The organism is Lacrimispora brassicae, assembly GCF_054772055.1.
Genome location: NZ_BRYH01000025.1, coordinates 79,844 through 103,141, shown reverse-complemented (window position 1 = coordinate 103,141; position 23,298 = coordinate 79,844). Strand labels below are relative to the sequence as shown.

Below are 23,298 nucleotides of genomic sequence, written 5' to 3'. Positions count from 1 at the left end.
TAAATTCTAAGCTCACGATTATAAGCGTAAATTCCACTTTATTACTTCTTATTTATCAAATTCACCCTCTTTAGGGATATAACTTCCGTTAACTTCAATGATATTTCCATCCGGATCAGTAAGATGGAAATAGTAATACGGCATAACATTACGGACATACTTTATTTTAGTAAGATGATCCGTGATATTTAAACTCTGTATTCGTTCACGCTCCTTTTGTAAATCCTCAGACCAAAAATTCAGCACAAATTTGTGAGTATTCGGTGCAAGGGCCATCTCTCTCAAGTTGTCAAAAAAATTTGAATATTCACCTTTATGAACTACCTTGTCAGGATTGTCCGTATCAAAATGGCCATTCATCAGGGAAATACAGCTTCCTTCAAAATAAAACATTGCAAAACGCTCCATATTCTGTTTGGTAACAGACATTTGAAGCAGCTTCCCATAAAATTCAATTGACTTTTGAAAATTATTAACGATTAAATAAACAGTCCCAAAATGCATGGTTAAACCTCCTCGGGTAGAACTTTTTTTTAAAAACGGATCACAAATGTATCCAATACCGTTTTATTCTTTCCCCGTCCACATATACTTCCTTTTCAAATTTTCCTCCATTTGCAATAATTGTTTTTTCGCTTCCTATATTATCGTAATTACAAGTCACCATCACTTTTTCCAATCCATAGCTTTTACAATTTTGCAGGTTTTGCTTAAGCATTTCTGTTGCATAACCCTTCCTTCTTTCCGATGGCCGGACAGAATATCCCATATGCCCGCCCCAGACACCTAAAACAGGATGGTTGATATGATGCCTGAAATCAATGATTCCCACAATTTTATTGTCAGCCAAACGAATGGCAAGATATGTATCGGAACTGACCTTGTCTGCCGGACAGGTCTCTTCGCTTTTCATCATTTCAATGACTTTGATCCATTCTTCTGCCGATATGCACTGTCCTAAAATGCCGCAGCCATCCAGGCTGTCGCCAAAATCAAGAAGTTCCTGACGATACCTCATAATATCATCTGCATACTCCATTGTTGGTTTTATAAGCTTAATTTTGTTCATAGACAGCGCCTCCTGAATTCTCATTTCTATATGTGCCGGATAATCAAATTACTTATGGATAGGATACTACCCTTTGTTCCCACTATCAATATTAATTTTCAGTTTTACCAATCAATTATATTAAAAATAATTATACTGCTAACTATTTTTATATGAAAGCAATCTCCATTGTCATGGGAAAACCTTATTTAAGGACAGGCATCACCCGCTTTATAGCCAACCCCGTTCACTTTTTATTGCAATCTCCCCTCCTCCAATATATAATGATTATAAAAGAACTACTATAGGGGGAGCAATATGAAAAAAGTAAATATTCTTTTAATAACAGCCTGCATTTCTTTCCTATTCTCCATTCAGTCCTTTGCCGGCTGGGTACAACAGGAAAATGGGCAGTGGAAATACGACCAGAACGGAGCACTGGTAACCAGCCAGTGGATCGAAGACCAGGGAAGCTGGTACTATTTCGATGCAAATGGCGTGATGCTCGCAAATACCTCGCAGAATATTGATGGTATCGATTATACCTTCGATGCTTCCGGGAAGTGGATATCTCCAGATGCTTCCAACAACGTAACTTACCATACTTACACCAATACAGAATTGGGATATTCTCTTCAAATTCCATTGGATGTAACTACCACCGCTTTTGATGGAGACCCGGAATCTTTTGATATATCCTCCGAAAACCTGTTAATCCAATTTACCAACCATTTAATCCCTGCAGAACTAGATACTGAAATATGGGCGGATATTTATAAATCAGCCATTATTAGTGGATTTGTATCGGAAGCCCAAATATCTTACATTGACAGCACAAACACCCAACTGGGTGAATTCACCGTTACCAGAACCCGGTTTCTCTATAATGGCATTGTAAGCATAGATTCCTACATTTGCATCCGAGGACATAACATGCTTTCTATTACTACCACGTATGGACCTGATACTCAGCAAAAGGTTCAGGGAATTTTAAGTACATTAAAAGAACTGCGGTAATTAACAATTACTAAAATTGCCCGCCCATTGTGGCGGGTTTTCTTTTGCTTAAATCTCATTGCCTGATCAATCCTCCAGGTTTCCCAAACATCATTTTCTCTTCTGTGCCTGCGCCCTTTAAAAAATCGCCTTTCCTTCCTTCACATTCTCAATTAATTTTCATGTCCTCATGATCCCAATACGGTATATTCAGCCATCATGCTTATTAATTTGACTATTCCTTTCAGCATTGTTATAATATTATCGAGTACAAACGTTTTTGTGATCGAATCAATGTCCCTCCTATCCAGGCATAATATCTTTTGTATTGGGTAGGATCATTTTTTGATTTTTTACAAATAACTGCTCCGGGAATTGACTGGTGAGGAAAGAATACTCTCCATCATGACTGTTTGAATCAATATAGGAAAGAGGATCGTTATGCAAATAAAACCTGTTGAAGTGGATCAACATTCCAATATTAAAAAATTTCTTGATTTTGTTGAGATACGCACCAAAATTACAAGCCTGCTTCCGTTTCTCATGTTCCTGGCTTATCTGTTTTACCGCAGGCAGCCGGTGAATTGGGAACGTACCCTACTGTTTTTCGGCTCCATGTTCCTGTTTGACCTGACCACAACTGGGATCAACAATTACATTGATACCAAAACCAACGGCCAGAAGCTGGCCTTTCCCCGGAGTATGGCAAAGCTCATTATTTATCTGCTGTTTGGCGTAAGCACTGCTTTAGGCCTTACGCTGGCATACCGTACAGATCTGGTGGTTCTTTTGCTTGGTGGACTGTGTTTTCTCTGCGGCGTGTTCTACACCTGGGGACCCATCCCCATTTCCCGTTTACCCTTGGGAGAGATTTTTTCAGGGCTGTTTTATGGTCTGTTCATTCCTTTTCTGATGCTTTACATGAATATGCCGGCTGGAACGTTCCTGACCTTGACGGCGGATTGGCATGCGGTCCGGCTGGACTTAAACCTTTGGCCTGCCTTTTCCCTGCTTCTGCTTTCAGCCGGCCCCATCTGCGCCACTGCCAACATTATGCTGGCCAACAATATCTGTGATCTGGAAAAGGATGTTGCTGTAGGCCGGTACACTCTGTCTTATTTTTTAGGCAAAAATGCGCTGTGTGTATTTGCGGGGCTATACTATGTTACCTATTTGACATGGTTAGTGGCTGTGGCCTTAAAGCTTCTGTCTCCGGTCTGTCTGCTGGCGCTGTTTACCGTAATTCCAGTGCATAAAAACATCCGCCGCTTTAAAAAGGAGCAGATCAAGGAAAAGACCTTTGCCCTTTCTGTTCAGAATTATATCACCATTGTGGGAGCGCAAACTCTGATGATTTTTTTAAGCGGTTTGATCCTTTAACAGGAGTCCCCTGGTAATTGCCGGAAAGCGGCCTGGCCCTTATTTTCTCCCGGTCCTCCGTTGAACAGGCTTCTGCTCCCATTAAATGCCTCTCCCGGCCTTTCCAAAATCCTGCAGCAAAAAATCCCTGACAGACCACATTCTGCAGGGATTTTTTCGTTTCATTCTATATCTTCCAGCTTATGCCCACATGGGTCATCCGGTCATCCTCATCACTGGATATTACATAGGATGTATTCTCACTCTTTAATACACTGATTGCAATATGCTGCGGAACCCCTTCTGCATTATAGGTGATCTTAAAAAGATCAAATAGCGGTTCCCCCATATGGCACTGTAAATACCTGGAAATTTCCTTTGTCGCTCTCCGAACCTTTAACACTTTATAATATCGTTTCAAATTGACGTGGTAGTCATTCTCCAGAATCCGGAACACAGAAAAATCCCCTGTCATCCGGTCAACGATCCCAGGGAAACGCTTCAACGGGAGGTAGCACATATCCACCATCATAGGAATATCATCGGCATACATAATACGCTTAAGATATACCACATCGTCATCAGCCCCGATCTGAAGATCCTCCGCATAGGAAGCTTTTACATGAATGATTGATTTTTCCAAAACCTCTGTCCTGACCTTCCTGCCCTGGCTTTCCATAGAATCATGGAAACCGCCCAGGCGGTCAATCCGGCTCTTTAATCCCGTACTCAATACAAACGTTCCTTTTCCCTGTTTACGAACAAGAATGTCCTCTTCGCACAGCTCTTTCACCGCTCTTCTGACAGTGATCCGGCTAACCTGGTACTTTTCTTCAAGCTCCATCTCACTGGGCATACGGTCACCAGGACAGTATATCTTTGCCTTGATATCCTCTTTGATTGCTTCTTTCAGTTGTTCGTAAAGCGGAACCAATGCATTCTGATCCAGCATAAAAGTTTCTCCTAAATTTAAATTTTCCATAATGTCAAAATAATTGTGAAAATGGGATTGCAGGCGAGAAGATTCCTTTACGGCCTACGGGATTTCCCTCATCTTAACCCGTCTTCATATGTTATATCATTATATAATACAAAAATCCTGAAAGCAACCCTTTTAAGCCGGATAAGGTTAAGTGAAGCTTTGCCCTTCCAGTCATATAAAAAACAACTGGCAATTCAGGCACTTTTATTCCGTATCAGGATGGGGATGTCCAAAACCGCCGTGGACCGTACATGTAACAGACGAACGTTGAGCAGCATAATCAAGGGATTCCTCCATTGTTTTTCCATCACCATAAGCGGTCAGAAATCCCGCAATAAAGCTGTCACCGGCCCCCATGGTGTCAATGACGTCTATTTTCTTAATGCCCTGTCGGTAAAATTCCTTCCCATCATAAAAGATGGCGCCCTTGGCTCCTCTGGTCACGCCGGCGGTTTTCACTCCCAGCTCATGAACCTGTTTTAGCAAAGCCTTGCATTCATCCTCTCCCATATCCGAGCCGGAAAAAAATGCAAACGTAAGATACGGGCATGTTCTTTCCAGATATTCTTTCTCGTGTCGGTCTGAAAAATCAAAGGATATCCTGCATATCTGATAAAGCTGTGGAAGCTCATACTCCAGATTGGAATAACAACTGGTATGGCAAATATCATATCCCCTGATGATCTCCAAATCTTCCTTTACAATTTTAATGGAAAAAAGGTGCTGGCAGCTATCTCTCGGCCCAGGTGCAAGTACCCGGTCCCCTTCCTTTAAATAAACCCTGGGCTGGGCAGTGTGGGCGCATACCTTTCTGGAACGTTCATAGGAAACCCCTTCCTCAGACAAACATTTCTTAATGTAGTCCGCCCGCTCATCATCTCCGAAAATCCCAAGGTAATGCACTTTTTCCCCACCGTTTTTCTTGCAGTTTACTGCTACGTTAACAGCATTTCCTCCTGGGTAATAAACCCCTTCGTCTACGTAGCAGTCTGTTACATTATCGCCGATTGCAATGATCTTCATCCTTATCATCCTTTCACCGCGCCTGCGGTCATTCCTCTTACAAAACTCTTCTGCATTGATAAAAATAATACAATAATAGGCAGGCAGGAAATGACCATACCTGCAAGCACCACTCCCCACTCTGTCATTAGCCCATCGCGGAAGGTCATAAGTCCCACAGGAATTGTCCGCAGCTTTGAGCTGTCAACAAAAATTGTGGCAAAGACAAATTCATTCCATGCATAGTATGCCGTCATAATGACCACCGTTGAGATAATGGGCTTAGAAAGGGGTAGATAGATATTCCTGTAAATCTGCATAAGCGTTGCTCCGTCAATGGTGGCAGCCTCCTCCATTTCCCTTGATATGCCGATAAAAAAGGAACGGACCAGCATAATGGATATTGGAAGGCGAAAAGCAATATAGGGAAGGATCATGGCTAACAGGGTGTTTTTAAGCTTCAGTGACTTTAACAGCATAAAAAGAGGAAGCAAACATACCTGAGGCGACAGCAAAAGGCCGCACATGCAAAAGAGAAACACAAAACTCCCTGTTTTTCCTTTCATCTGGCAGATGCCAAAAGCTGAAAAGGTAGATAAAAAGACAACGCCGGCCAGGGTACATACGGTGACTGCCGCACTGTTAATAAAATACTGGGAAATCCCCTTATGCCATGCCGTTGTATAGTTTTCTATATGCCAGATATCAGGAAATCCCCATACATTCCCATAGATCCCGTTGTAGTTCTTAAAAGAAGACATGAATATCCAGAACAGCGGATATAAGATCAGTGCTGCCAACAGGAACAAAACTACAAGCCACACCATTTCCCAGGGGCCGTATGCCCTTCTCTTTCTTACTCCTTGTTTTTTCATGCCCGGTCCTCCTTATCTGTCCCATAGGTGAAGAACTGCACGGAAGACAGCACTGCGGTAATCACAAAAATCAACATGGCAATGGTAGACGCATATCCCATGTTATTTTTAACAAATCCGGTCTGATACATATGAAGGGACAATACCATGGTAGCCGTACCCGGGCCTCCCCCAGTCAGTATGTACGGTTCATTAAATACAGTAAAAGCCCCTACCACTGTAAGGATCATGGTTACAAATAACATCTGCCGGACCTGGGGAACCGTTATATACAAGAAGCGTTTGAATTTTCCTGCTCCGTCTACCTCAGCCGATTCATATAATTCCACGGGCACCTTCTGGATGGCTACAATAAACAGCATGGCAACATATCCGGTGCTTTGCCATTGGGACACAGCAATCACCGCATACATTGCCGTCTTTTTACTTCCCAGCCATATGTGTGCCAATTGATCCAGTCCCATCAGGTTCAGAAAACTGTTGAGCAGCCCCATCTGTGGGTTATAAATAAAATCAAAAAGCAGACATACCACTGTCATGGAGATCACCGTGGGAATAAAATAGATGCTGCGCAAAGCAGGTGCCACCTTGCGAAATGCCACGTCTTCCAGCACGGTCGCAAGTATAAGACCAAAGCCTACCTGAATCAAAATGGATATGACCGCATAAAGAAAATTGTTTTTAAGGCTTACTAAAATGATCTTATCATGAAACAACTGCCTGTAATTGGAAAGCCCCACCCATTCTTTTGTAATATCCGACAGCGTAAAAGACTGGAAGCTGTAAACGATGTTCTTGAACAGTGGATAATACACAAAGATTCCAAGAATCAATATCCCTGGAAACACGAAAGCAAATGCCTGCAAATTTCTTTTTCTCTCTCTTTTCAAAATAACACCATCCCATCCATTTTAGATAAGAGGCCGGACCCGGCCCCTTATCTCCAGTCTTTATTTATGCAAAGCGGCGGCGGCCTCCTTTACCTGCTCCATCACGCTCTCCGGTGTTTCATCGCCGATAGCAATGGCCTGCGCCCCCTGGCCATATACCGTGTAGACGGAAGCATCGCAGGCATTGTCAAACCACGGCACCAGGGCTGATGCGGATTTAATCATATCCATGGCTTCTAACTGGACCGGTAATGCATTTGTTTCATCCACAGCACCTGCCACGCTGGAAATATCACCGCATTTTGTGGTCAGGGCTTCTCCGCCTTTTTTGCTTACAAGCCATTTTAAAAACTTTATGCATTCCTCAGGATTCTTGGCCTTATTGCTGATCATAAAGCCTTCCGGTGCTCCGGTCAATCCCTTGGAATCTCCCTTTCCTTCTTCAAAAGCAGGGAAATTAAAGAATCCATATTCAAAGCCTTCCGGCAACGCCTTTTCAAGCATTGGGATCTCGGCAAACTGCAGATACATGACCGGCGCTTTTCCTGCGGCAAAGTATGTATTTCTGGCTGTTTCATGATCGATGGCCACACAGGTTTCTCCCATGTAAGAGGTGAGCTGCTGCCATTTCTTTAAAACCTCCACATAAGCCGGATCCGTAAATTCTCCGGTGGCCGGAGCATAATCCTTTGCAAGAACTTCCGGATCCACCATTCTCTGATTCATTGTGCCAAGGTAATGAAGAACTGTCCAATTATCTGATAACCCTTCTACGATGGGCGTGTCATATCCCCCAGCCTTTAAGGCGTCCAGTACGGAAATAAACTCATTCCAGGTCTTTGGTACCTCCAGATGATTGTCTGAAAAAATCTTCTTGTTGTAGTAGAACACCTTTCCATCCTGAGACCAGGGAATTCCATAGATCGTGCCGTCAAAGGTGAAGCCATCCACACTGGCCTTGGCAAGCTGAGAGGACCATTCCTGATCCTGCCCATAAATGTCATTTAACCCCATTACATTGCCGGAATTGATCATTTCTTTTGCAAAGGTCCCTGACCAGGAGGAAAATATATCAGGAACTTCATCGGTGGCGACCACCATACGGATTTTTTCCTTATACTGGTCGTTTAATATGCAATCCATCTGAATCGTCACATTGGGATTTTCAGCCATGTATTCCTTTATCAGCTCCTGGAACATGGAGTTTTTCGGATCGTTGGGCCAGCGGTGGAAGAAATTGATCACAACCTTTTCTCCATTTGCTCCGCCGTCTTTTTCCGTCCCCGCCTGAGCTGCGCCTTCCTTGCTCTCTGAGCCGGATTTGGCATCTGTGCTGTTGCTTCCACCTCCGCAGGCAGTCAATGACAATCCCACAGACGCTGCTAATAACAATGTAATCACTTTCCTGGCACTTTTTTTCATTCCGCTTCCTCCTTTTAAAATAGCCTTAAGGTCTAATATTCCATTCTCCACATATAACGGCGGACGCTTAAATCATGTCCTCTCTGGTATGCAAATTCGTCTGCAAGGGAACGCAGCACAGCTCCCGCCAGCAGGGGTGCGAAATATTCCCTGACTTCTTCATCAATTCCCGCCATATCAAATTCCGCCGAATCGACCAACATGATTTTCTCTGAATACTTCCGGCAGAAATCATAGGCTCTCTCATCCATGGGCCTTGTGGCTCCGATACCGTTAATAATAATAAAAGGAACATCAAAATCCGTCACCTCAAAGGGACCATGGAAATATTCACCGGAATGGATGGCATTGGAATGAATCCACTGCATTTCCATCAGCAAACAGATGGCAAAAGAATATGCCTCTCCATAATTGGCTCCGCTGCCCACGGTGTAGATCAGTTCTTCTCTCTTATACTGTTTTCCCCACTCTTTTACAGTGTCGGCATACTGTGCTTTTGCCTTCTCTATCACATCATTTAAGCCGGCAACCGCTTCCATTCCTTTCCGGTATTTTTCCCCTGGGCTGACTGCATTTAAAATGCTGAAGATGAGATAGTACAGAACACCTTTATTTAAATCGCTGGCATCCGTTCCTTTTCCCCAGTCATAATGAATGGGATATTCTGCCGCCTTCCACAACGGGGAATCCACAACGTTGGACAGGGCAATGGTGGTTGCGCCCTTTTCTCTTGCAAACTCTGTTGCCTTTACCGTCTCCGGAGTATTACCGGAATGGGAACAGGTGATTACAACAGAATCCGGCCCCAGGGCCTTTGGCTCTCTATGTACAAATTCATTGGAGCTGTATATGCTGGCTGGCGTTTCTATCTCTCTGTCAAAAAGATACTGGGCAGGCATCATAAATGCCTGGGAACCGCCGCAGGCTGCAAAATAGAAATGATTGATACGTTTCTTCGCAACCACTGCCGCCACTGCGGCGCCAATCTGCTGGATGTGCTCTTGTTTCATCGTAATTCCTCCCTTTGATATTGTTATACTATTATATAACGTTATATTATTTTTTCACATTATAATATATAACGTCTTTGGTGTCAATGGTTTTTTCATATCTTCACAATTTGGGAAAATACTTGGTATCTGCATCCATTTATTTAGAGGAATAAGGTCTGTATTGGGGAGGGAGGTCCTTCTGCGAAGATATGGGCCCCTGTTTCACAGGACAGAAACCCCTCCTTCGGTCTAATGTCGTTTTCAACAAAAATGAGATTCAATTTGTTCCTGCTCCGTGTATGCCATATCCACCTCATATCTTAATTCACTGACCGGGGCAGATGCCTGGTTAATATTAGTTTCATTAAAATTCCATTTGTGGTACAATATTTCAAAAGAAACTTAGGGGGTACATATGGCCGGTTGTAGTGTTGTGGTATTAATGTTATTATTTGCAATAGCTATTCTAGCTGTGTTAGCAACCATATTGGGATTTTCTTCCTTTTGTCTTGTTTTAGGAATAATTCTACTAATTCAAGGCTTTACCTCTCTGAAAAAGAAAGATGACGCAAAAAAACATCGCAAACTTCGAATTGCCCTTTTGATCACAGGTGGTATTTCCTTACTGATTGCATCTGGTGGTATATTTGTGCTCATCGCTTTTTTCATGTCTGTCTCCGCAAAATAATTTTACGCAGCAGACTGCAGTGCCGATTCCCCCGATTCCTGGCCTGCCTCCGATCCAGCTTCACATAATTGCTCTGGTCGGTATGGCTGGTGAACTTTCCATGCCACTACTACACCTTCAAAACCTCGATGCCGCTTATCAAACCATTTATGCCCATCAAAATATCCGATATGGTATTCGATTATATCTGTCTGCACAGCAATTTCTATTCTACGGAAGTATTCGCCGTCTGTCATGGCAGCCTCAGATTCTGCCTTTTCCGGGAACCGTTCTGACACCGGAATCCACTGCTGTTCTTTCATGGCCATTTCTGCTCTCGTAACCGCGACATCTCCCATTAAAAACTGTATTTCTTCCGGTTCTAGTCCAATATCTTCATAATCCTTTAACTTTTGTCCCAACTTTGCTATCTTCTCAATTTCACCTTTTTCCCATGTAATATCCAGATAAAAGGTAAAAACCAGGCCTCCTTTGTCACTTTCCATAGTCAATCTTTCCATTGTGCACTCCTTCCCGATTATCCTAAATCCTAATTTTCTTCTTCAATTATGTATTCTCCTATCTTCTACTGTTAGATGGATGGTCATTGCAGCCACCATTCTTTTCCACTTTGACTTCTTCAGGATCGATACCAGCACCAATAATTTCAATTCGCCCATTGTCAAACCACTGGGAATCTCCACATTTACCATCCTTATCAACCTGAGGCGTTACATAGTATTAATCACAGCCATACAACCACCTTGTCTGCCCCGTACAAACACCTGCAAATCCAGTTACCTTATCTCTTACTTCTTTTCCTTGTAACTCTTTCCATCTGTTACTCACAATCTCATTCTTCTTTTCTTTATACGATACGAAAGACATAATTCAATATTTCCATACCTTTCATCGATATCCATTTACTTCCTGTATTATTATTTCTCATTCATCACACTATATTTTGAGGTGATTCTATGAAAAACAATTTATCCCATTTACTCTTTAAAAGTACTAGCACTAGAGTATACTTTACAACATTGCCGGTATGGTTACAGATAACACTACATGAAGATCATTCATACATTGATACCGCTGCTCAATTACACCATATTGCCGGGATATTATTACAGCAAAAAAATCTCAGTTTGTTTGAGATTCCAGCTCGGTATTAAATCGCTTAGCCGTTTCATCAAATCCAAAATACACACCTTATGCCACTAATACCGTTCAACTGGTGTGCCTGTTCTCTTGATAGTTCCATGTAGCCAACTACCTTATGATTCTGCCAAATCGTATGTTTTCTGGTTCTCACAATGGCCTACTAAATCCTAATTCTCCAGCCTCGTCGGCTCCACCGGCTCAAAGTTCATCCACAATGTTTCTACCCTCCTATGGTCATTCTGCGCCCTGGCCGGGATCTGGAGCTTACTCCAGCCTTTCAAATATCGCTCATAAAGTTCACAATCATATCCAGGAGGCGATCCGTTTCTTGCTTCCGGAATAATGTAATAATGATTTCACGTTTTTATCTCCTCTCTCTTTCTGGGAATAAAAAAACTACCAGCATAATACTGATAGTTGGCATTTCTTCTGTATTCAATTTTCTCAAATTTGTATCTGATTTTGGAATCTTGTACTTTGTTCCCTCCACTCCTTTTTTGAAAGGCGGTACTCAAAGGAACAAAATATTTTATTGAGTTCTTTTGAATAATAAGTTCCTTCCTGCTGGAATATGAATCCGCATTTCTCAATCATTCCCTTTGAAGCTAAGTTCTCTTGAAAGCAACATGCCCAAACGTATGAAATACCATGGTTAAATAGATAATCCAGGACTGCAATTATTGCCTCCGACATAATACCTTGCCGTTGATAAGCACGATTTAAGGCACAGCCAAATTCCCTTGTATCCTCACGTCCTTCCTCTGAATCCTCATCAATGGAAATATGGCCAATTACTTTTCCACTCTCATGCCAGACTATGGCCAGTTTCTGTTCTTGTCGGACCCATTCAGAAAGGATTCTCTTAGTTTGCAATATTGATTCGTGAACAGGCCATCCTGCCATCTCCCCTATCCCTTCTTGGCTGCAATATTCAAAAACATCGTTTAAATCCTGTTTTGTAAAAGGACGCAATTGTAAACGAGAGGTTAATATGTTCATACCTTTTACTCCTTTTATAATCAGCTATACAAATATAATACTTCTTTAATTACCAACTATCAATATTAAATTTCCAATGTATATTAATACGTTAAATTTAGTTTTTTCCGAACACCGGGCAGTAATTAAACGCTCCACGGTATTCGTCAAAAACCCAATATACTCAACCATGTCTTTGCAAAATTTACAATTATTTTTTTAGACTCCACTTCAATCATTCTGCAGGGATTGTAATAGCAATCCAGACAATCCCCTTTGTACCATTTTCCTTTTAGGACCTGATCATTTTCCTGTACCCATTTCACGGTATCACAATATTTGTCAAAATGTTCACTCTCCTCCTTGCACCATTAAATTCAGGTTTGAAATGATTGTTTTATTGTCTAACCAATTAATATCTGGTTTATTCAGTATATACTTATATAAAATCTGGTTTAGTTCTCTAACTACCCATGCACAATACAACTTTTTGGTTTAAATTGGAAACCAATCATAGAATGAAATTTTTTAATGAATGGTATACTAAAAAAGAGTTTTATAAAAAAAGGAGGCAAACTATGAGCAAAGATAATTCAAAAAAAAGTACACGTAATCATAAAAAAGAAGATGGGACTTTTCATTCAAAACATATTAATCATAATCCACAAGCAGAAAGCGCTCGAGCCGTATTTGGGTTAGAGGCAGATAATTCGAAAGAGAAAGAATCTTAAACTTTAAATATTATTGAAATATTTCACGTTCAGCCGAAAAAACAGACAAGTATAAAACTATTTCCACAAATAAGGAAATACTATCTACGAGACTTTAATTAGTTTATAGACGATTTGCAAGGAGGTTCTCAACATGTCTAATTATACCGGTGTAGTTAAATGGTTTGATAACGAAAGAGGCTACGGCTTTATCTCCACCAACGAAGGTCAGGATGTTTTCGTACATCATTCACAAGTTAAAGAAAAAACTCATAACAAAGATTTACACGAGGGAGAGTCTGTCAATTTTGACGTTAGACAAGATGATAAAGGCTTATGTGCTTTAAATGTCCAAAAAATATAACTTAAACTGTAAAGGAGTTATTTTATGAACAAAATTCATTATTCTATATCAGGCATACAGAATTCGGAGATTAAAACTCAGCTTAAAAATGCATTAGATAAAATTGATGGAATTTCTATGGTCAATATTGATGTAGCAAGAGGTTCAGTTGAAGTAGGATACAATCAATCAACGGACGAAAATTCAATTAAATCTTGTATCGAAAATGTTGGTTGCAATATAAATAGCCAATCCAGCGAATTCTAAGAATAGCGACACTACTAAAAAGCGAAAGGAGCATCAATCTTGAATAGCAAAGATATATCTTCCAACAAACAGGGCGGTGCTACAGACAATAATGTCAGTAATAAAAATGTTACCCATACAGATCATCCTTCGAAAACCGCATCAAATAGCGATTATATTGATCCATTTTATACTCCTCCGGGTGAAGGCCCTAAACCTAGAATTACATCCAATTAGGCATCATCCGGTGACGCAAGGGAGGTTTAAATCTCCCTTGTTATTCTTTGCATCATCTTTCCAGCACCTGTTATGCATTCCTGGCAGATCTTACAGTGGGATCATTTGGCCTTTTCAATCAGCTTCTTGTGGTGTACCATAGTTAGGTTTCTTTCTTCTGTAAATTGAAATTTTCTTAATCGCGGCTTTGTAAAAACATTTGAATCTCTTCGCTCAAAGACATGGCTCGTTCAAGTATCACTTGAGTCATTTCCTCTTTCTTCTCAAAATCAATGTTATCTTCTAAACAAACTTCTAAAACAGAATATTGGGGCATTTCGTTTATATTCTTATTCCAGTTCGTATCCTTTAAAATCTCCCAATATTCTTTTTGCACAGGAGCGTTTTGTCCCATTAACCACAATTCAATCTGGATTTTTTCGTGGTTTAATACAATTCCAAATCGCAGTTTGTGATTCCTCAAATAGTCATTAAAAAAAGGAAAGTATGTGTAATCTAAATAACCAAATGAAATATTTCCTGTTAAATACTGCTTCGGAAATTTTGACTTTAACTCAGCAACATATTTTGTTAACACTGTATATGCACGCTGTATGTCACCTTGAGCTAATTGTTTTCTATACATTTCAATACAATAGGAAATATTATTGTTCATATCATAATACCTCTCTTAAATTCTGATTTTATTTATTTAATAATACAATAGAATCTGCCAACTATCAATATTATTTTTCAATGTATACTAATCCTCTAAATACTAATCATTAACCGGCCCCTCCCTGATACCAACTCATTTAATATACCAATTACTGCTTTTCATTCCATTTATTATATATTACATTTCTGTTACATAAGTGTTACAATGAACTTGTTCCAAAAAAAGTAAATTAATGAGGAGGTTACGTATATGTTCTTTGATTTCAGCTCATGTAACTTAAGCGATTTATTAGATTTAATTTCTCAGTTTTGCAAATAATTTTTAAAAAATGGAGTTGTTGTGAAAGTAGATTGGATAATCTACCGGAGCAACAGCTCCATTTTTATGCCTGAAAACAGAAAAGCAGGTTCCGAAGAACTTGCCCATACCGTACCATCGCCCTTTAAAAATATCCCAGCTTGGCTCACACTGGCATTTATCCAGTTTATTTATACATGAAGCACTTCCCCTGCATAAATCCTTTCACTTTTTTTCCTGTCACTAACATTGAAAACACAGACATTTCCTGTAACAAAACATTCATCTGCTATCACTGCATCTAAAGTATGGAATCCCCCATCATTGCAGAGAATTACAACATAGCTTCATTTTCCAACATTGACTTTCACAGCCTGAGCGCCCCTCTCTGTCAATGTTTTATGAAGTGTGTGGCTGATTGCCTCTACAATCTTCCCTTCAGCCTCATCCCTTCCTTATTGCAAACGAAATGGCAAAAGTGACTCACGCTCGTCCCCGGACCCGCATATGATATAACAATAGAAAAGGCAAAGGAGTTTCTTATATGTGCTGCCCAGGCAATTTTACCCCCTACCGCGATGTGAACTGCAAGGACCTGGCGATCTTCTATGAAGCCACCTGTGAATTACGGGGCGCTACCTACAAGCCCTATTTGGTAGCCACTCAGGAAGCCAGGGGAATCAATTTCCGCTTTATCTGCAATTCCTTCATTATGACCCGCCCTCCCCAGAATGCCATAACCATGGTATCCATTTTCAAACCCTTTTGCAGGGAGCCGGAGAAGGAGAAGGTACGGGCGGTGGTAACGAATATATGTAAGATGGGATGCTATAAAGGTTAAAAGAAAATTCACAGAAAATATCAAAATGTTATTTCCGCTTTGCCTTGCTGCCAAACAGAAAGGTGAGGTGATTCTATAAGTTATATAAGGCCGTATTTAAAAATCACAATGATACGGGCTGTGAAGCCGGAGTTAAAATCGGAGATCAGGTGCTATCCTGTCCCGGTTTTCTTTCATTCGGGACCTTGCCTGCCCATCCATTATCCAAACGGTATTAAGGAAGCGGAAAAAGCTTGATTAATACCGTTTGGATAGGATCAGAGCAGGCGTTTTCATGGAACCATAGACGAGGCCCGGATCTCAGCCTGATAACGGCCGTTCAGGACAGTGATACTCCTGAAGTTCTAATAAGCCAGCCGGTATACATCTATCATTTCCTCTTTCCCCAATGGCCGGATCCCTGGTAAGGTTCTGGCTCCGTAAAAGGAACATTTCTCCGCCAGCACCTCTAAATCTGTTTCCTTTATTCCAGCATTCAGTTCTCTTAAGGTGACAGGCATTCCAAGACTCCTGAAAAACTCTTCCATTCTGTTAATTCCATGAAGGGCCGTTTTTAAAGGTTCCTCAAAGTTCATCTCCTCATTCATTACCCGGACAGCCAACTGGGCAAACCTCATAGGATCGGCTTCGCATACATACCTGGCCCAGGAGCAGAACAGGGCAGACAATCCGGCGCCGTGGGCAATCGCAGGATACATGCCGGACAGTTCATGCTCCAGTTGGTGAATCTGCATCATAAATTCTCTTCCAAGGCCTGTCAGCTCATTATGGGAAAGGCTTCCCGCCCACATCAGCGTTGCACGCGCCTCATAATCTTCAGGATTTTTATCCGCAACTGCTCCTGCTTCCATAACGGAGGTTAAAAGCCCTTCTGCGATCCTGTCCGTCAAAGGCGTATCTTTCGTGGTTCCTCCCAGATACCGTTCCAGGGTGTGCATCATAATATCAACGGTCCCGCATCCTGTCTGGAATTTACTGACCGTAAACGTCAGCTCCGGGTTGCAGACAGCAAACAGAGGGCGGTGGGTAGCGCTGTTGAATCCCCGTTTTAAATCCCCTTCTTCATTGGTGATAACACAGGATAAGCTTGTCTCACTCCCGGAAGCTGACAGGGTGAGAATGTTGCCGTGAGGAAGGGCCTTACCCGGAACCACTTCCTTTAAAAAGAATTTCCACGGGTCAATTTCCGGATTGGGCGCTCCGTCAGCAATGCATTTGGCCGAATCTATAACGCTTCCCCCTCCCACTGCCAGGATGAACTCCACTTGTTCCCTTCTGCATATTTCCATACCTTCCTTTGCCAGAGACAGGACCGGATTGGGCTGCACTCCGCCGAAAAGTACGTATTCTATCCCATGCTCCTTTAAGGACTCTTCCACCAGCCCAAGAAGACCGCTTTTCACTACACTGCCTCCCCCATAATGAACCATGATCTTTCGGAATCCATATTCTGAGATGATGGCTCCTGCCCTTTTATGGGTATCACGGCCGAATATCACCCTTGTTGGTACACAATATTCAAAATTATTCATTCCTGGCCTCGCTTTCCGCTGCGGTATGATCTTCATGCTCCGCATCATTTTTATTCTTAATAAGAATTATACCATGAACGCCTCCTGTTTCCAATACAGACTCACTCCTTCTGTTTTCCTTCATATTTTTAACACCTTTCGCATATCTTATATAGGAAAGCCTTAGAAACCTGCTTTCCTTTTTCATATGCATCTATCAGGGAATCGGACTCACCTGGCGGCTCATCGAACGGCTGATTTACTGCATTCAGACCGGGCCTGGCTTGCCTTTATTAAGTAAATCACGCCATGGAATGACAAGGAGAACGCTTATGAACCTATTCAAAAAAGATATCAGACTTTCCCATGTATCCAGACATCACATCATCATTTACATAGAAGTCATCGTTCTGACATTTCTGCTGGTCTCCCTATTTTTCATATCCCCAGGCGGAAGACTCTCATTTCCGGTAGCCAATCAGGATGGAAACGCCAGTCCCTCGGAAGCAAAAAAATATATTAAATGGGTGGATTTTGACGTGACCGCAAAGGCCATGCAGGAAGCCTTCCGGTATGATGTCAACACCTGCCAGTCTGAACCGCATTTAAACTGGGTGGATCTTCTCTCTTATCTTGGAGCCAAGTATGGAGGGGATTTTTCCAGATATTCCACCAAAGATTTGGATGGGCTGGCGGAGCAGCTTCTTTCCGGTAAAACCATGGAAGAACTGACTGCAAAAATGAGCCATTATTCCTATTACAGAGAAGCCTATGGAGCTGTGCTGGATGGCCTTGTAGGCCAGTATGATATTCAGATTCCCTCTCAAAATGCCCCTCTCTACGCCACTCCTGCCCTCTTAAGTGACGGCAGCATTGACCCGGATAAGGTATGGGTAAAAAAGTATGGGCTCAAAGGTTTTTCCCCCATTGCCAAGGGCTTCCCCTATAACGACTTTGACGATTTCGGGGTTGCGCGCTCTTACGGCTACAGACGGCAGCATCTGGGCCATGATATGATGGGACAGGTGGGAACTCCTGTGATTGCAGTGGAAAGCGGCTATGTAGAAGCCATCGGATGGAACCAGTATGGGGGATGGCGTTTGGGGATCCGCAGTTTTGATGGAAAGCGGTATTATTATTACGCCCATTTGAGAAAAAATTATCCTTATCATAAATCCTTAAGCCAGGGCAGCATAGTCACATCCGGAGATGTGATCGGTTACCTGGGGCGTACCGGATACAGCAGGAACGAAAATACCAATAATATCAATGAACCTCATCTCCACTTTGGACTTCAGCTCATTTTTGACGAGTCTCAGAAGGAAGGCAACAACGAGATCTGGGTAAGCTGTTATGAGCTTACTAAATTCCTTACCATGAACCGTTCAGAAACCCTTAAGAACCAGGAGACCAAGGAGTATAACCGGGTATATGATATGAAGGATCCTGGGATCCCCGATAATTTCGTTCCGCCGGAGCCTCCTAAGGAAGAAAATTAATAGTTTCATAGAACAAGGGCTGTTGCGGCAAGTGCAACAGCCCCTGTGAATACATTTGAGGAGATTAGGGATAAGAATTTATTTTACTTTTGGCTGCTGCTGGGTAATGCAGTGGATATTTCCGCCGCCAAATGCAACCTCTTCGGTGCGTACCCCAACCACTTTACGGTCCGGATACATTTCCTGGATCTGCTGTAAGGCTAATGCATCATTTTTATCGCCATACTGGGGAACGATCACACCCCCGTTTACTACAAGGAAATTCATATAGGAAGCGATGGAAACCTCGCCATCCTCTCTTGGAAGGGTTCCCTCAACCATATCAATGGCATCTGCGCCATGGAGCAGAACCGGTTTCCTGGTCAGGCAAAGCTTATGTACCTTTAATTTACGGCCCTTGGCATCTACTGCTTCGGATAATGTCTTATAAGCTTCCTGTGCTTCTCTATAGAAAGGATTCTCTTCATCTTCCGTCCAGATGCAGGCAACCTCTCCAGGTCTTACATACTGCATTACATCGTCAATATGTCCGTTGGTTTCGTTAGGATCAATACCATCCTTGATCCAGATAACCTTCTGGCAGTTTAAGTATTCATCCAGCATCTCTTCAATTTCTTCTTTTGTCATATGAGGATTTCTTCCCTCACTTAACAGGCACATTTCTGTTGTAATAATTGTTCCTTCTCCATCTACATGGAAGGAACCGCCTTCCAGAACAAAGCCTTCGGTACGGTAGGAATCAATTTCTTCTATTTCACATACCTTATGAGCTACAAGATCATCCTGATCCCATGGGAAGTAAAGTCCGTCTACCAGACCGCCCCATGCATTAAAGGTCCAGTCGCAGCCTCTGATGCCGCCCTTATCATTGATGACAAAGGTAGGTCCGCAGTCACGGATCCAGGCGTCATTGCTGGTCATTTCAACCACTCTTATTTCAGCCGGAAGATGCACGCGGCAGTTCTGGTATTGTGCCGGGGAAACGCATACGGTAACCGGCTCAAACTGAAGGATGGCTTTAGCAACCTCAGTAAATATAACCTGTGCAGGCTTTGCGCCGTTTCTCCAGTTATCCGGTCTTTCCGGCCATAACATCCAAATCTGTTCCTGCTCTTCAAACTCTGCAGGCATACGGTATCCGTCCTGCTTTGGAGTTGTATTCTCAATTCTCTTTGCCATAATTTATCCCTTCTCTTTCTTATTTGTCTCTTTTTCTGTTTACAATCAGCTCACCAAGTATGAGGAATATCACTGCCCCGATGGTGATGGGAAGTACTCCCGCTAAAGTTTCCGGATCAAAGCTTAAAGGAATTGCAGTAAAGATCAAAGCAATGATGATCAGCATCATTGGCACGATTGCTAAAACCTTTAAGAAGCCATCGCTTCCGGGAACCCTAAAGGGCCGCTCTGTATCCGGGTCAATTTTTCTAAGCTTTAAAAATGCCGGAAATACAGGAATGTAGGCAAGTAAAAACATAACAAGATTCAATGCGAAGAAGCACCAGAACAGATCCTGATTCGGTATAATGGGAGCGATGATCAAAACAAAACTGGCTACCAGCCCGTTCATAATTGCCGCGCCTATAGGCATGTCATTCTTTTTGCTTCTTATCTTAAATATTCCAGGCATATCCCCATTATCTGCCGCATAAGCTGCCACATTGTTAACCCCCAGTGACCAGGAAATCATATTTCCAAAAAGCGTAAGCAGAAAACCAATGGCAACGACTGTCACAATGATTCCTTTTGTGCTTCCGGTTAAAAGCTGTACACTTGCTACCAGCCCGGTACTGGTACTGATCTGATCGGCTGGAATCGCAACACCGATTCCGAATGCCATAAAGATATAGATAGCGGCGATTACAAGGCCGCCTGCAACAATGGCCTGAGGAATCTGTTTTTTAGGATTCTCCATATCATCTGCAAACGTACAAACCACTTCAAATCCAAGGCAGTTAAATAAAATAACTGAAATATAGGACAAGCTGTTTAAATTAAAATTCGGAATCATGGAAGCTAAGGTGTATTCATTGGCAACTCCATGAGTAACCGCACCATAGATTCCAAGGCATCCCAGTGTTAAAGCTATAAGGATTTTAATTACAGCGGCCCCGTTTAAGATCCAGGTGCTGTCACAAACTGAATAAAAGCTGATAAATACAATAATCCATACAAAAATTAGCTCTATGATCAAAGACGGAACAAGTCCTAACTCCCCTCCGGTCAGAAGATTAATGACCTCAGGGAACATAAGCGCCAAAGAAGCCATCCAAAGCGGAAAGTTGATCCAGTAGTACCAGGACACCCTTCCTCCCCATTTCTTACCAAAGGCTTTTGACACCCAGTCATACAATCCACCGTCACCTTCATAGGTTGTCCCCAATTCTGAGGAGATCAAGCCATATGGTAGCAAAAATGTTATTAAGAGGAAAATCCACCAGAAATACTGGGAATTACCAATCGCTGCCACCGGACTTGCTGCTTCTGCCACAAATACTACGCAAATTACCGCCATTATGGCATCAATTAACCGAAACTTTTTCTTTGGCGCGTTTGACATAATTATCCTCCTAATTGATACTTCTTTCGTCCATGAATTTCTCCAACTGTTCCTTTGCTGCTGCGATCTGAAGCTCGCTTGGAGCCTGGTCTCTCTGATACTGTGTAAGGTAAACAAGCAGACCTCTCATTGCTGTTAAGCGGTTTCCTGCCTCTAAGAATGCAATGGAGCTTTCGCTGTCAAGAACCTCATCCGTCACGTCTTCCCCTCTGGTAGCAGGCAGGCAGTGCATGAATTTGCAGCCGATATTTCCAAGAGACATTAAATCTCTGTTTACCTGGTAATCCTTGAAGGTGGCAACCCGCTCTTCCTTTGGAGTCTCATTTTCATACAGGCCATACCATACATCTGTGTAAATGAAATCTGCTCCCTTCACACTGTCACGGTTATCAGTCACTTCCCATGTACCGCCGGAAATCTTGCAGTTCTCTTCCATGATCTTCTTGTACTCTTCCGGAAGCTGATTGTTCTTTGGTCCGTAATGAACGAAATGCATACCAAGCTTTGTGGTAATGAATCCAAGGGATGCACACACCTGAGTTCCGTCGCCTACGAAAACAACCTTGCAGTCTTCCAGCTTTCTGCCTCTTGGAAGATGCTCTGCAATGGTGCAAAGATCACCGATTTCCTGAGTCGGGTGATTGTAATCACTCATACCGTTTAATACCGGAATCGTGCAGGCTTTTGCTAATTCTACTACTGAGTTGTGTTCGATAACTCTGGCCATTACCACGTCGATCAATTGGGAAAGCACTCTTCCTGTATCGCCGATGGTTTCATGCCCGCCAAGCTGGATCATGCCAGGTCCTAAGTACTGAGCATGTCCGCCAAGCTGCTCCATGGCTGTTTCAAAGGAAACCCGGGTTCTTGTTGAGGACTGCTGGAAAATCATTCCCAGTGTTTTTCCCTTTAACAATGGAGGATTATAGCCTGCTTTGATGCTTTTTTTGATGGCTAAAGACAGGTCGATAATGTCTAACAACTGCTCCTTGGTAAAATCGTTAGTGTCGATAAAATGTGTAATTCCGTTTGCTTTCATGGCAAAATCTCCTTATATAAATTTTTATTGTGAATTAGTTAAATGTGAATATGGTGCCTGTTTTTCCATCCAGGGCTTCTACCGCTTTATCAAGGGAGGTGATGACGGCCCGTTTTGACGGATTGGATCTTACAAACTTCATGGCTGCCTGAACCTTTGGAAGCATGCTTCCCGGAGCAAACTGCCCTTCCTCGCAATACCTGTTTGCTTCTAAAAGGCTGAGATGATCCAGGTTTTTCTGGTCCGGCTTGTTATAATTGACTGCCACCTTTTCAACTTCTGTTAAAATCACCAGAATATCTGCATCCACCTGTTCTGCCAGAAGCTCTGCCGCAAAATCCTTATCAATAACCGCTGCCGTTCCCCTAAGAGCGCCAACAGGATCTTCAACCACAGGAATTCCGCCTCCGCCGCAGGTAATGACGATTGCCTTTGGCCATAACTCTTTTACCGCCTCGATCTCCACGATCTTTTTAGGAATCGGAGATGCAACCACTCTCCGGTATCCCCGGCCGGCATCTTCTTTCATAACAAATCCCTTTTCCTCTTCCAGTGCGTGAGCCTCTTCTTTTGTATAGAAAGGTCCGATGGGTTTGGTAGGATTATGGAAAGCCGGATCATTCTCATCTACAATCACCTGGGTAGCGATGGTGACAACTGGAAAGTTCTGATTCCGTTTATTGAGCGCATATTTCAGACCCTGCTGCAAATGATATCCGATATACCCCTGGGACATTGCCCCGCATACATCAAACGGCATAGGTGGTGTTACATCTTTTGCAGTTTCAGATGCCAGCAAAATTCTCCCTACCTGAGGTCCGTTCCCATGTACTATGGCCATCTCGTATCCTCGTTCATTTAATTCTGCTATATACTCACAAGTCTTATGAACGATTTCAAGCTGTGCTTTGGCCGTTGCTTCTCCCTTTCCTGACTGCAGCGCATTTCCGCCCAAAGCAAGAACTATTTTCTCTGCCATCAG

At 42.4% G+C, this 23,298-nt stretch carries 26 protein-coding genes; 9 read left to right on the top strand and 17 right to left on the bottom strand.

Translation table 11 applies throughout. From position 1 onward, the window contains the following. Positions 1 to 48 precede the first annotated feature (48 nt). Both ACYVD3_RS12485 and ACYVD3_RS12480 read right to left on the bottom strand, forming a co-directional pair. Positions 49 to 504, bottom strand: a complete 456-nt coding sequence (locus ACYVD3_RS12485; RefSeq protein WP_460642847.1) for a VOC family protein — start codon at positions 502 to 504, stop codon at positions 49 to 51. A gap of 40 nt (positions 505 to 544) precedes the next feature. Further along, positions 545 to 1,069, bottom strand: coding sequence for a GNAT family N-acetyltransferase (locus ACYVD3_RS12480; RefSeq protein WP_460642846.1), 525 nt, complete (start codon positions 1,067 to 1,069; stop codon positions 545 to 547). Positions 1,070 to 1,366: 297 nt separating this feature from the next. Here ACYVD3_RS12480 and ACYVD3_RS12475 point away from each other — a divergent pair, with 297 nt between their 5' ends. Then, positions 1,367 to 2,065 (top strand): hypothetical protein, encoded by a 699-nt coding sequence (locus ACYVD3_RS12475; RefSeq protein ID WP_460642845.1) that lies wholly within the window; start codon positions 1,367 to 1,369, stop codon positions 2,063 to 2,065. A 420-nt stretch (positions 2,066 to 2,485) separates the two neighbouring features. Continuing rightward, the gene (locus ACYVD3_RS12470; protein ID WP_460642844.1) at positions 2,486 to 3,424 is read left to right on the top strand and encodes a UbiA family prenyltransferase; all 939 of its coding nucleotides are present in this window, start codon (positions 2,486 to 2,488) and stop codon (positions 3,422 to 3,424) included. A 166-nt stretch (positions 3,425 to 3,590) separates the two neighbouring features. Here ACYVD3_RS12470 and ACYVD3_RS12465 read toward each other — a convergent pair whose 3' ends face one another. The 6 genes from ACYVD3_RS12465 to ACYVD3_RS12440 form a co-directional block, all read right to left on the bottom strand. Then, entirely contained in the window at positions 3,591 to 4,355 is a 765-nt protein-coding gene (locus ACYVD3_RS12465; protein ID WP_460642843.1) for a GntR family transcriptional regulator, read from the bottom strand. Between the two features lie 234 nt (positions 4,356 to 4,589). After that, positions 4,590 to 5,408 (bottom strand): PfkB family carbohydrate kinase, encoded by an 819-nt coding sequence (locus ACYVD3_RS12460; protein ID WP_460642842.1) that lies wholly within the window; start codon positions 5,406 to 5,408, stop codon positions 4,590 to 4,592. A 5-nt stretch (positions 5,409 to 5,413) separates the two neighbouring features. Beyond that, positions 5,414 to 6,262 carry a carbohydrate ABC transporter permease gene (locus ACYVD3_RS12455; RefSeq protein ID WP_460642841.1) on the bottom strand — a complete coding sequence of 283 codons (849 nt, stop codon included), beginning with the start codon at positions 6,260 to 6,262 and terminating at the stop codon, positions 5,414 to 5,416. Continuing rightward, positions 6,259 to 7,152, bottom strand: a complete 894-nt coding sequence (locus tag ACYVD3_RS12450) for a carbohydrate ABC transporter permease (RefSeq protein ID WP_460642840.1) — start codon at positions 7,150 to 7,152, stop codon at positions 6,259 to 6,261. Before ACYVD3_RS12450 ends, ACYVD3_RS12455 begins: the two co-directional genes overlap by 4 nt. Positions 7,153 to 7,212: 60 nt before the next feature. After that, positions 7,213 to 8,574 carry an ABC transporter substrate-binding protein gene (locus tag ACYVD3_RS12445; protein ID WP_460642839.1) on the bottom strand — a complete coding sequence of 454 codons (1,362 nt, stop codon included), beginning with the start codon at positions 8,572 to 8,574 and terminating at the stop codon, positions 7,213 to 7,215. Positions 8,575 to 8,606: 32 nt separating this feature from the next. Then, a complete protein-coding gene (locus ACYVD3_RS12440) occupies positions 8,607 to 9,584 on the bottom strand; it encodes an SIS domain-containing protein (protein WP_460642838.1) in 978 nt (325 codons plus the stop codon). A 397-nt stretch (positions 9,585 to 9,981) separates the two neighbouring features. On the opposite strand from ACYVD3_RS12440, the gene ACYVD3_RS12435 reads away from it, so the two are divergent. Further along, on the top strand, positions 9,982 to 10,254 hold the full coding sequence (locus tag ACYVD3_RS12435) for a hypothetical protein (protein ID WP_460642837.1): 273 nt from the start codon (positions 9,982 to 9,984) through the stop codon (positions 10,252 to 10,254). Between the two features lie 2 nt (positions 10,255 to 10,256). On the opposite strand, the gene ACYVD3_RS12430 is transcribed toward ACYVD3_RS12435, so the two are convergent. Both ACYVD3_RS12430 and ACYVD3_RS12425 read right to left on the bottom strand, forming a co-directional pair. Then, complete coding sequence (locus ACYVD3_RS12430; RefSeq protein WP_460642836.1) at positions 10,257 to 10,754, bottom strand: hypothetical protein; 498 nt, start codon at positions 10,752 to 10,754, stop codon at positions 10,257 to 10,259. A gap of 1,087 nt (positions 10,755 to 11,841) precedes the next feature. Then, a complete protein-coding gene (locus tag ACYVD3_RS12425) occupies positions 11,842 to 12,396 on the bottom strand; it encodes a GNAT family N-acetyltransferase (protein ID WP_460642835.1) in 555 nt (184 codons plus the stop codon). A 557-nt stretch (positions 12,397 to 12,953) separates the two neighbouring features. Here ACYVD3_RS12425 and ACYVD3_RS12420 point away from each other — a divergent pair. From ACYVD3_RS12420 to ACYVD3_RS12405, 4 genes are all read left to right on the top strand, one after another. Then, complete coding sequence (locus ACYVD3_RS12420) at positions 12,954 to 13,106, top strand: CPC_1213 family protein (RefSeq protein ID WP_460642834.1); 153 nt, start codon at positions 12,954 to 12,956, stop codon at positions 13,104 to 13,106. A gap of 133 nt (positions 13,107 to 13,239) precedes the next feature. Beyond that, entirely contained in the window at positions 13,240 to 13,449 is a 210-nt protein-coding gene (locus ACYVD3_RS12415; RefSeq protein WP_460642833.1) for a cold-shock protein, read from the top strand. Between the two features lie 24 nt (positions 13,450 to 13,473). Next, positions 13,474 to 13,695, top strand: a complete 222-nt coding sequence (locus ACYVD3_RS12410; protein ID WP_460642832.1) for a heavy-metal-associated domain-containing protein — start codon at positions 13,474 to 13,476, stop codon at positions 13,693 to 13,695. A 39-nt stretch (positions 13,696 to 13,734) separates the two neighbouring features. After that, positions 13,735 to 13,911, top strand: a complete 177-nt coding sequence (locus tag ACYVD3_RS12405) for a hypothetical protein (RefSeq protein WP_460642831.1) — start codon at positions 13,735 to 13,737, stop codon at positions 13,909 to 13,911. A gap of 175 nt (positions 13,912 to 14,086) precedes the next feature. Here ACYVD3_RS12405 and ACYVD3_RS12400 read toward each other — a convergent pair whose 3' ends face one another. Beyond that, positions 14,087 to 14,566, bottom strand: coding sequence for a DUF7000 family protein (locus ACYVD3_RS12400; RefSeq protein WP_460642830.1), 480 nt, complete (start codon positions 14,564 to 14,566; stop codon positions 14,087 to 14,089). 844 nt (positions 14,567 to 15,410) lie between these two features. Here ACYVD3_RS12400 and ACYVD3_RS12395 point away from each other — a divergent pair. Next, positions 15,411 to 15,707, top strand: a complete 297-nt coding sequence (locus ACYVD3_RS12395) for a hypothetical protein (RefSeq protein WP_460642829.1) — start codon at positions 15,411 to 15,413, stop codon at positions 15,705 to 15,707. A gap of 344 nt (positions 15,708 to 16,051) precedes the next feature. Here the strand turns inward: ACYVD3_RS12395 and ACYVD3_RS12390 are convergent, their stop codons facing one another. Together ACYVD3_RS12390 and ACYVD3_RS12385 are read right to left on the bottom strand one after the other, a co-directional pair. Beyond that, on the bottom strand, positions 16,052 to 17,239 hold the full coding sequence (locus ACYVD3_RS12390) for an iron-containing alcohol dehydrogenase (RefSeq protein ID WP_460642828.1): 1,188 nt from the start codon (positions 17,237 to 17,239) through the stop codon (positions 16,052 to 16,054). Beyond that, the gene (locus tag ACYVD3_RS12385; protein WP_460642827.1) at positions 17,232 to 17,363 is read right to left on the bottom strand and encodes a hypothetical protein; all 132 of its coding nucleotides are present in this window, start codon (positions 17,361 to 17,363) and stop codon (positions 17,232 to 17,234) included. Before ACYVD3_RS12385 ends, ACYVD3_RS12390 begins: the two co-directional genes overlap by 8 nt. A gap of 187 nt (positions 17,364 to 17,550) precedes the next feature. On the opposite strand from ACYVD3_RS12385, the gene ACYVD3_RS12380 reads away from it, so the two are divergent. Then, positions 17,551 to 18,717: a M23 family metallopeptidase gene (locus ACYVD3_RS12380; protein WP_460642826.1), complete on the top strand. Its 1,167-nt coding sequence runs from the start codon at positions 17,551 to 17,553 to the stop codon at positions 18,715 to 18,717. A 78-nt stretch (positions 18,718 to 18,795) separates the two neighbouring features. Here ACYVD3_RS12380 and aguA read toward each other — a convergent pair whose 3' ends face one another. Genes aguA through arcC form a run of 4 tightly spaced genes read right to left on the bottom strand, consistent with a single transcriptional unit; the run spans position 18,796 to position 23,295 of the window. Next, a complete protein-coding gene (gene aguA / locus ACYVD3_RS12375; RefSeq protein ID WP_460642825.1) occupies positions 18,796 to 19,896 on the bottom strand; it encodes an agmatine deiminase in 1,101 nt (366 codons plus the stop codon). A gap of 19 nt (positions 19,897 to 19,915) precedes the next feature. After that, the gene (locus ACYVD3_RS12370; RefSeq protein ID WP_460642824.1) at positions 19,916 to 21,277 is read right to left on the bottom strand and encodes an APC family permease; all 1,362 of its coding nucleotides are present in this window, start codon (positions 21,275 to 21,277) and stop codon (positions 19,916 to 19,918) included. Positions 21,278 to 21,287: 10 nt separating this feature from the next. Next, entirely contained in the window at positions 21,288 to 22,316 is a 1,029-nt protein-coding gene (ptcA, locus tag ACYVD3_RS12365; protein ID WP_460642823.1) for a putrescine carbamoyltransferase, read from the bottom strand. A gap of 34 nt (positions 22,317 to 22,350) precedes the next feature. Next, entirely contained in the window at positions 22,351 to 23,295 is a 945-nt protein-coding gene (arcC, locus tag ACYVD3_RS12360) for a carbamate kinase (protein WP_460642822.1), read from the bottom strand. Between the last annotated feature and the right edge of the window lie 3 nt (positions 23,296 to 23,298).

What these genes read in the sequence shown, in the direction of transcription:
- ACYVD3_RS12380 (WP_460642826.1), top strand. Translation starts at nt 17,551, where the DNA reads ATGAACCTATTCAAAAAAGATATCAGACTTTCCCATGTATCCAGACAT.
- ACYVD3_RS12460 (WP_460642842.1), bottom strand. Translation starts at nt 5,408, where the DNA reads ATGAAGATCATTGCAATCGGCGATAATGTAACAGACTGCTACGTAGAC.
- ACYVD3_RS12410 (WP_460642832.1), top strand. Translation starts at nt 13,474, where the DNA reads ATGAACAAAATTCATTATTCTATATCAGGCATACAGAATTCGGAGATT.
- ACYVD3_RS12440 (WP_460642838.1), bottom strand. Translation starts at nt 9,584, where the DNA reads ATGAAACAAGAGCACATCCAGCAGATTGGCGCCGCAGTGGCGGCAGTG.
- ptcA (WP_460642823.1), bottom strand. Translation starts at nt 22,316, where the DNA reads ATGAAAGCAAACGGAATTACACATTTTATCGACACTAACGATTTTACC.
- ACYVD3_RS12425 (WP_460642835.1), bottom strand. Translation starts at nt 12,396, where the DNA reads ATGAACATATTAACCTCTCGTTTACAATTGCGTCCTTTTACAAAACAG.
- ACYVD3_RS12430 (WP_460642836.1), bottom strand. Translation starts at nt 10,754, where the DNA reads ATGGAAAGATTGACTATGGAAAGTGACAAAGGAGGCCTGGTTTTTACC.
- ACYVD3_RS12485 (WP_460642847.1), bottom strand. Translation starts at nt 504, where the DNA reads ATGCATTTTGGGACTGTTTATTTAATCGTTAATAATTTTCAAAAGTCA.
- ACYVD3_RS12455 (WP_460642841.1), bottom strand. Translation starts at nt 6,262, where the DNA reads ATGAAAAAACAAGGAGTAAGAAAGAGAAGGGCATACGGCCCCTGGGAA.
- ACYVD3_RS12415 (WP_460642833.1), top strand. Translation starts at nt 13,240, where the DNA reads ATGTCTAATTATACCGGTGTAGTTAAATGGTTTGATAACGAAAGAGGC.
- aguA (WP_460642825.1), bottom strand. Translation starts at nt 19,896, where the DNA reads ATGGCAAAGAGAATTGAGAATACAACTCCAAAGCAGGACGGATACCGT.
- ACYVD3_RS12445 (WP_460642839.1), bottom strand. Translation starts at nt 8,574, where the DNA reads ATGAAAAAAAGTGCCAGGAAAGTGATTACATTGTTATTAGCAGCGTCT.
- ACYVD3_RS12470 (WP_460642844.1), top strand. Translation starts at nt 2,486, where the DNA reads ATGCAAATAAAACCTGTTGAAGTGGATCAACATTCCAATATTAAAAAA.
- ACYVD3_RS12475 (WP_460642845.1), top strand. Translation starts at nt 1,367, where the DNA reads ATGAAAAAAGTAAATATTCTTTTAATAACAGCCTGCATTTCTTTCCTA.
- ACYVD3_RS12390 (WP_460642828.1), bottom strand. Translation starts at nt 17,239, where the DNA reads ATGAATAATTTTGAATATTGTGTACCAACAAGGGTGATATTCGGCCGT.
- ACYVD3_RS12385 (WP_460642827.1), bottom strand. Translation starts at nt 17,363, where the DNA reads ATGAAGGAAAACAGAAGGAGTGAGTCTGTATTGGAAACAGGAGGCGTT.
- ACYVD3_RS12465 (WP_460642843.1), bottom strand. Translation starts at nt 4,355, where the DNA reads ATGCTGGATCAGAATGCATTGGTTCCGCTTTACGAACAACTGAAAGAA.
- ACYVD3_RS12395 (WP_460642829.1), top strand. Translation starts at nt 15,411, where the DNA reads ATGTGCTGCCCAGGCAATTTTACCCCCTACCGCGATGTGAACTGCAAG.
- ACYVD3_RS12480 (WP_460642846.1), bottom strand. Translation starts at nt 1,069, where the DNA reads ATGAACAAAATTAAGCTTATAAAACCAACAATGGAGTATGCAGATGAT.
- ACYVD3_RS12420 (WP_460642834.1), top strand. Translation starts at nt 12,954, where the DNA reads ATGAGCAAAGATAATTCAAAAAAAAGTACACGTAATCATAAAAAAGAA.
- ACYVD3_RS12370 (WP_460642824.1), bottom strand. Translation starts at nt 21,277, where the DNA reads ATGTCAAACGCGCCAAAGAAAAAGTTTCGGTTAATTGATGCCATAATG.
- ACYVD3_RS12435 (WP_460642837.1), top strand. Translation starts at nt 9,982, where the DNA reads ATGGCCGGTTGTAGTGTTGTGGTATTAATGTTATTATTTGCAATAGCT.
- ACYVD3_RS12400 (WP_460642830.1), bottom strand. Translation starts at nt 14,566, where the DNA reads ATGAACAATAATATTTCCTATTGTATTGAAATGTATAGAAAACAATTA.
- arcC (WP_460642822.1), bottom strand. Translation starts at nt 23,295, where the DNA reads ATGGCAGAGAAAATAGTTCTTGCTTTGGGCGGAAATGCGCTGCAGTCA.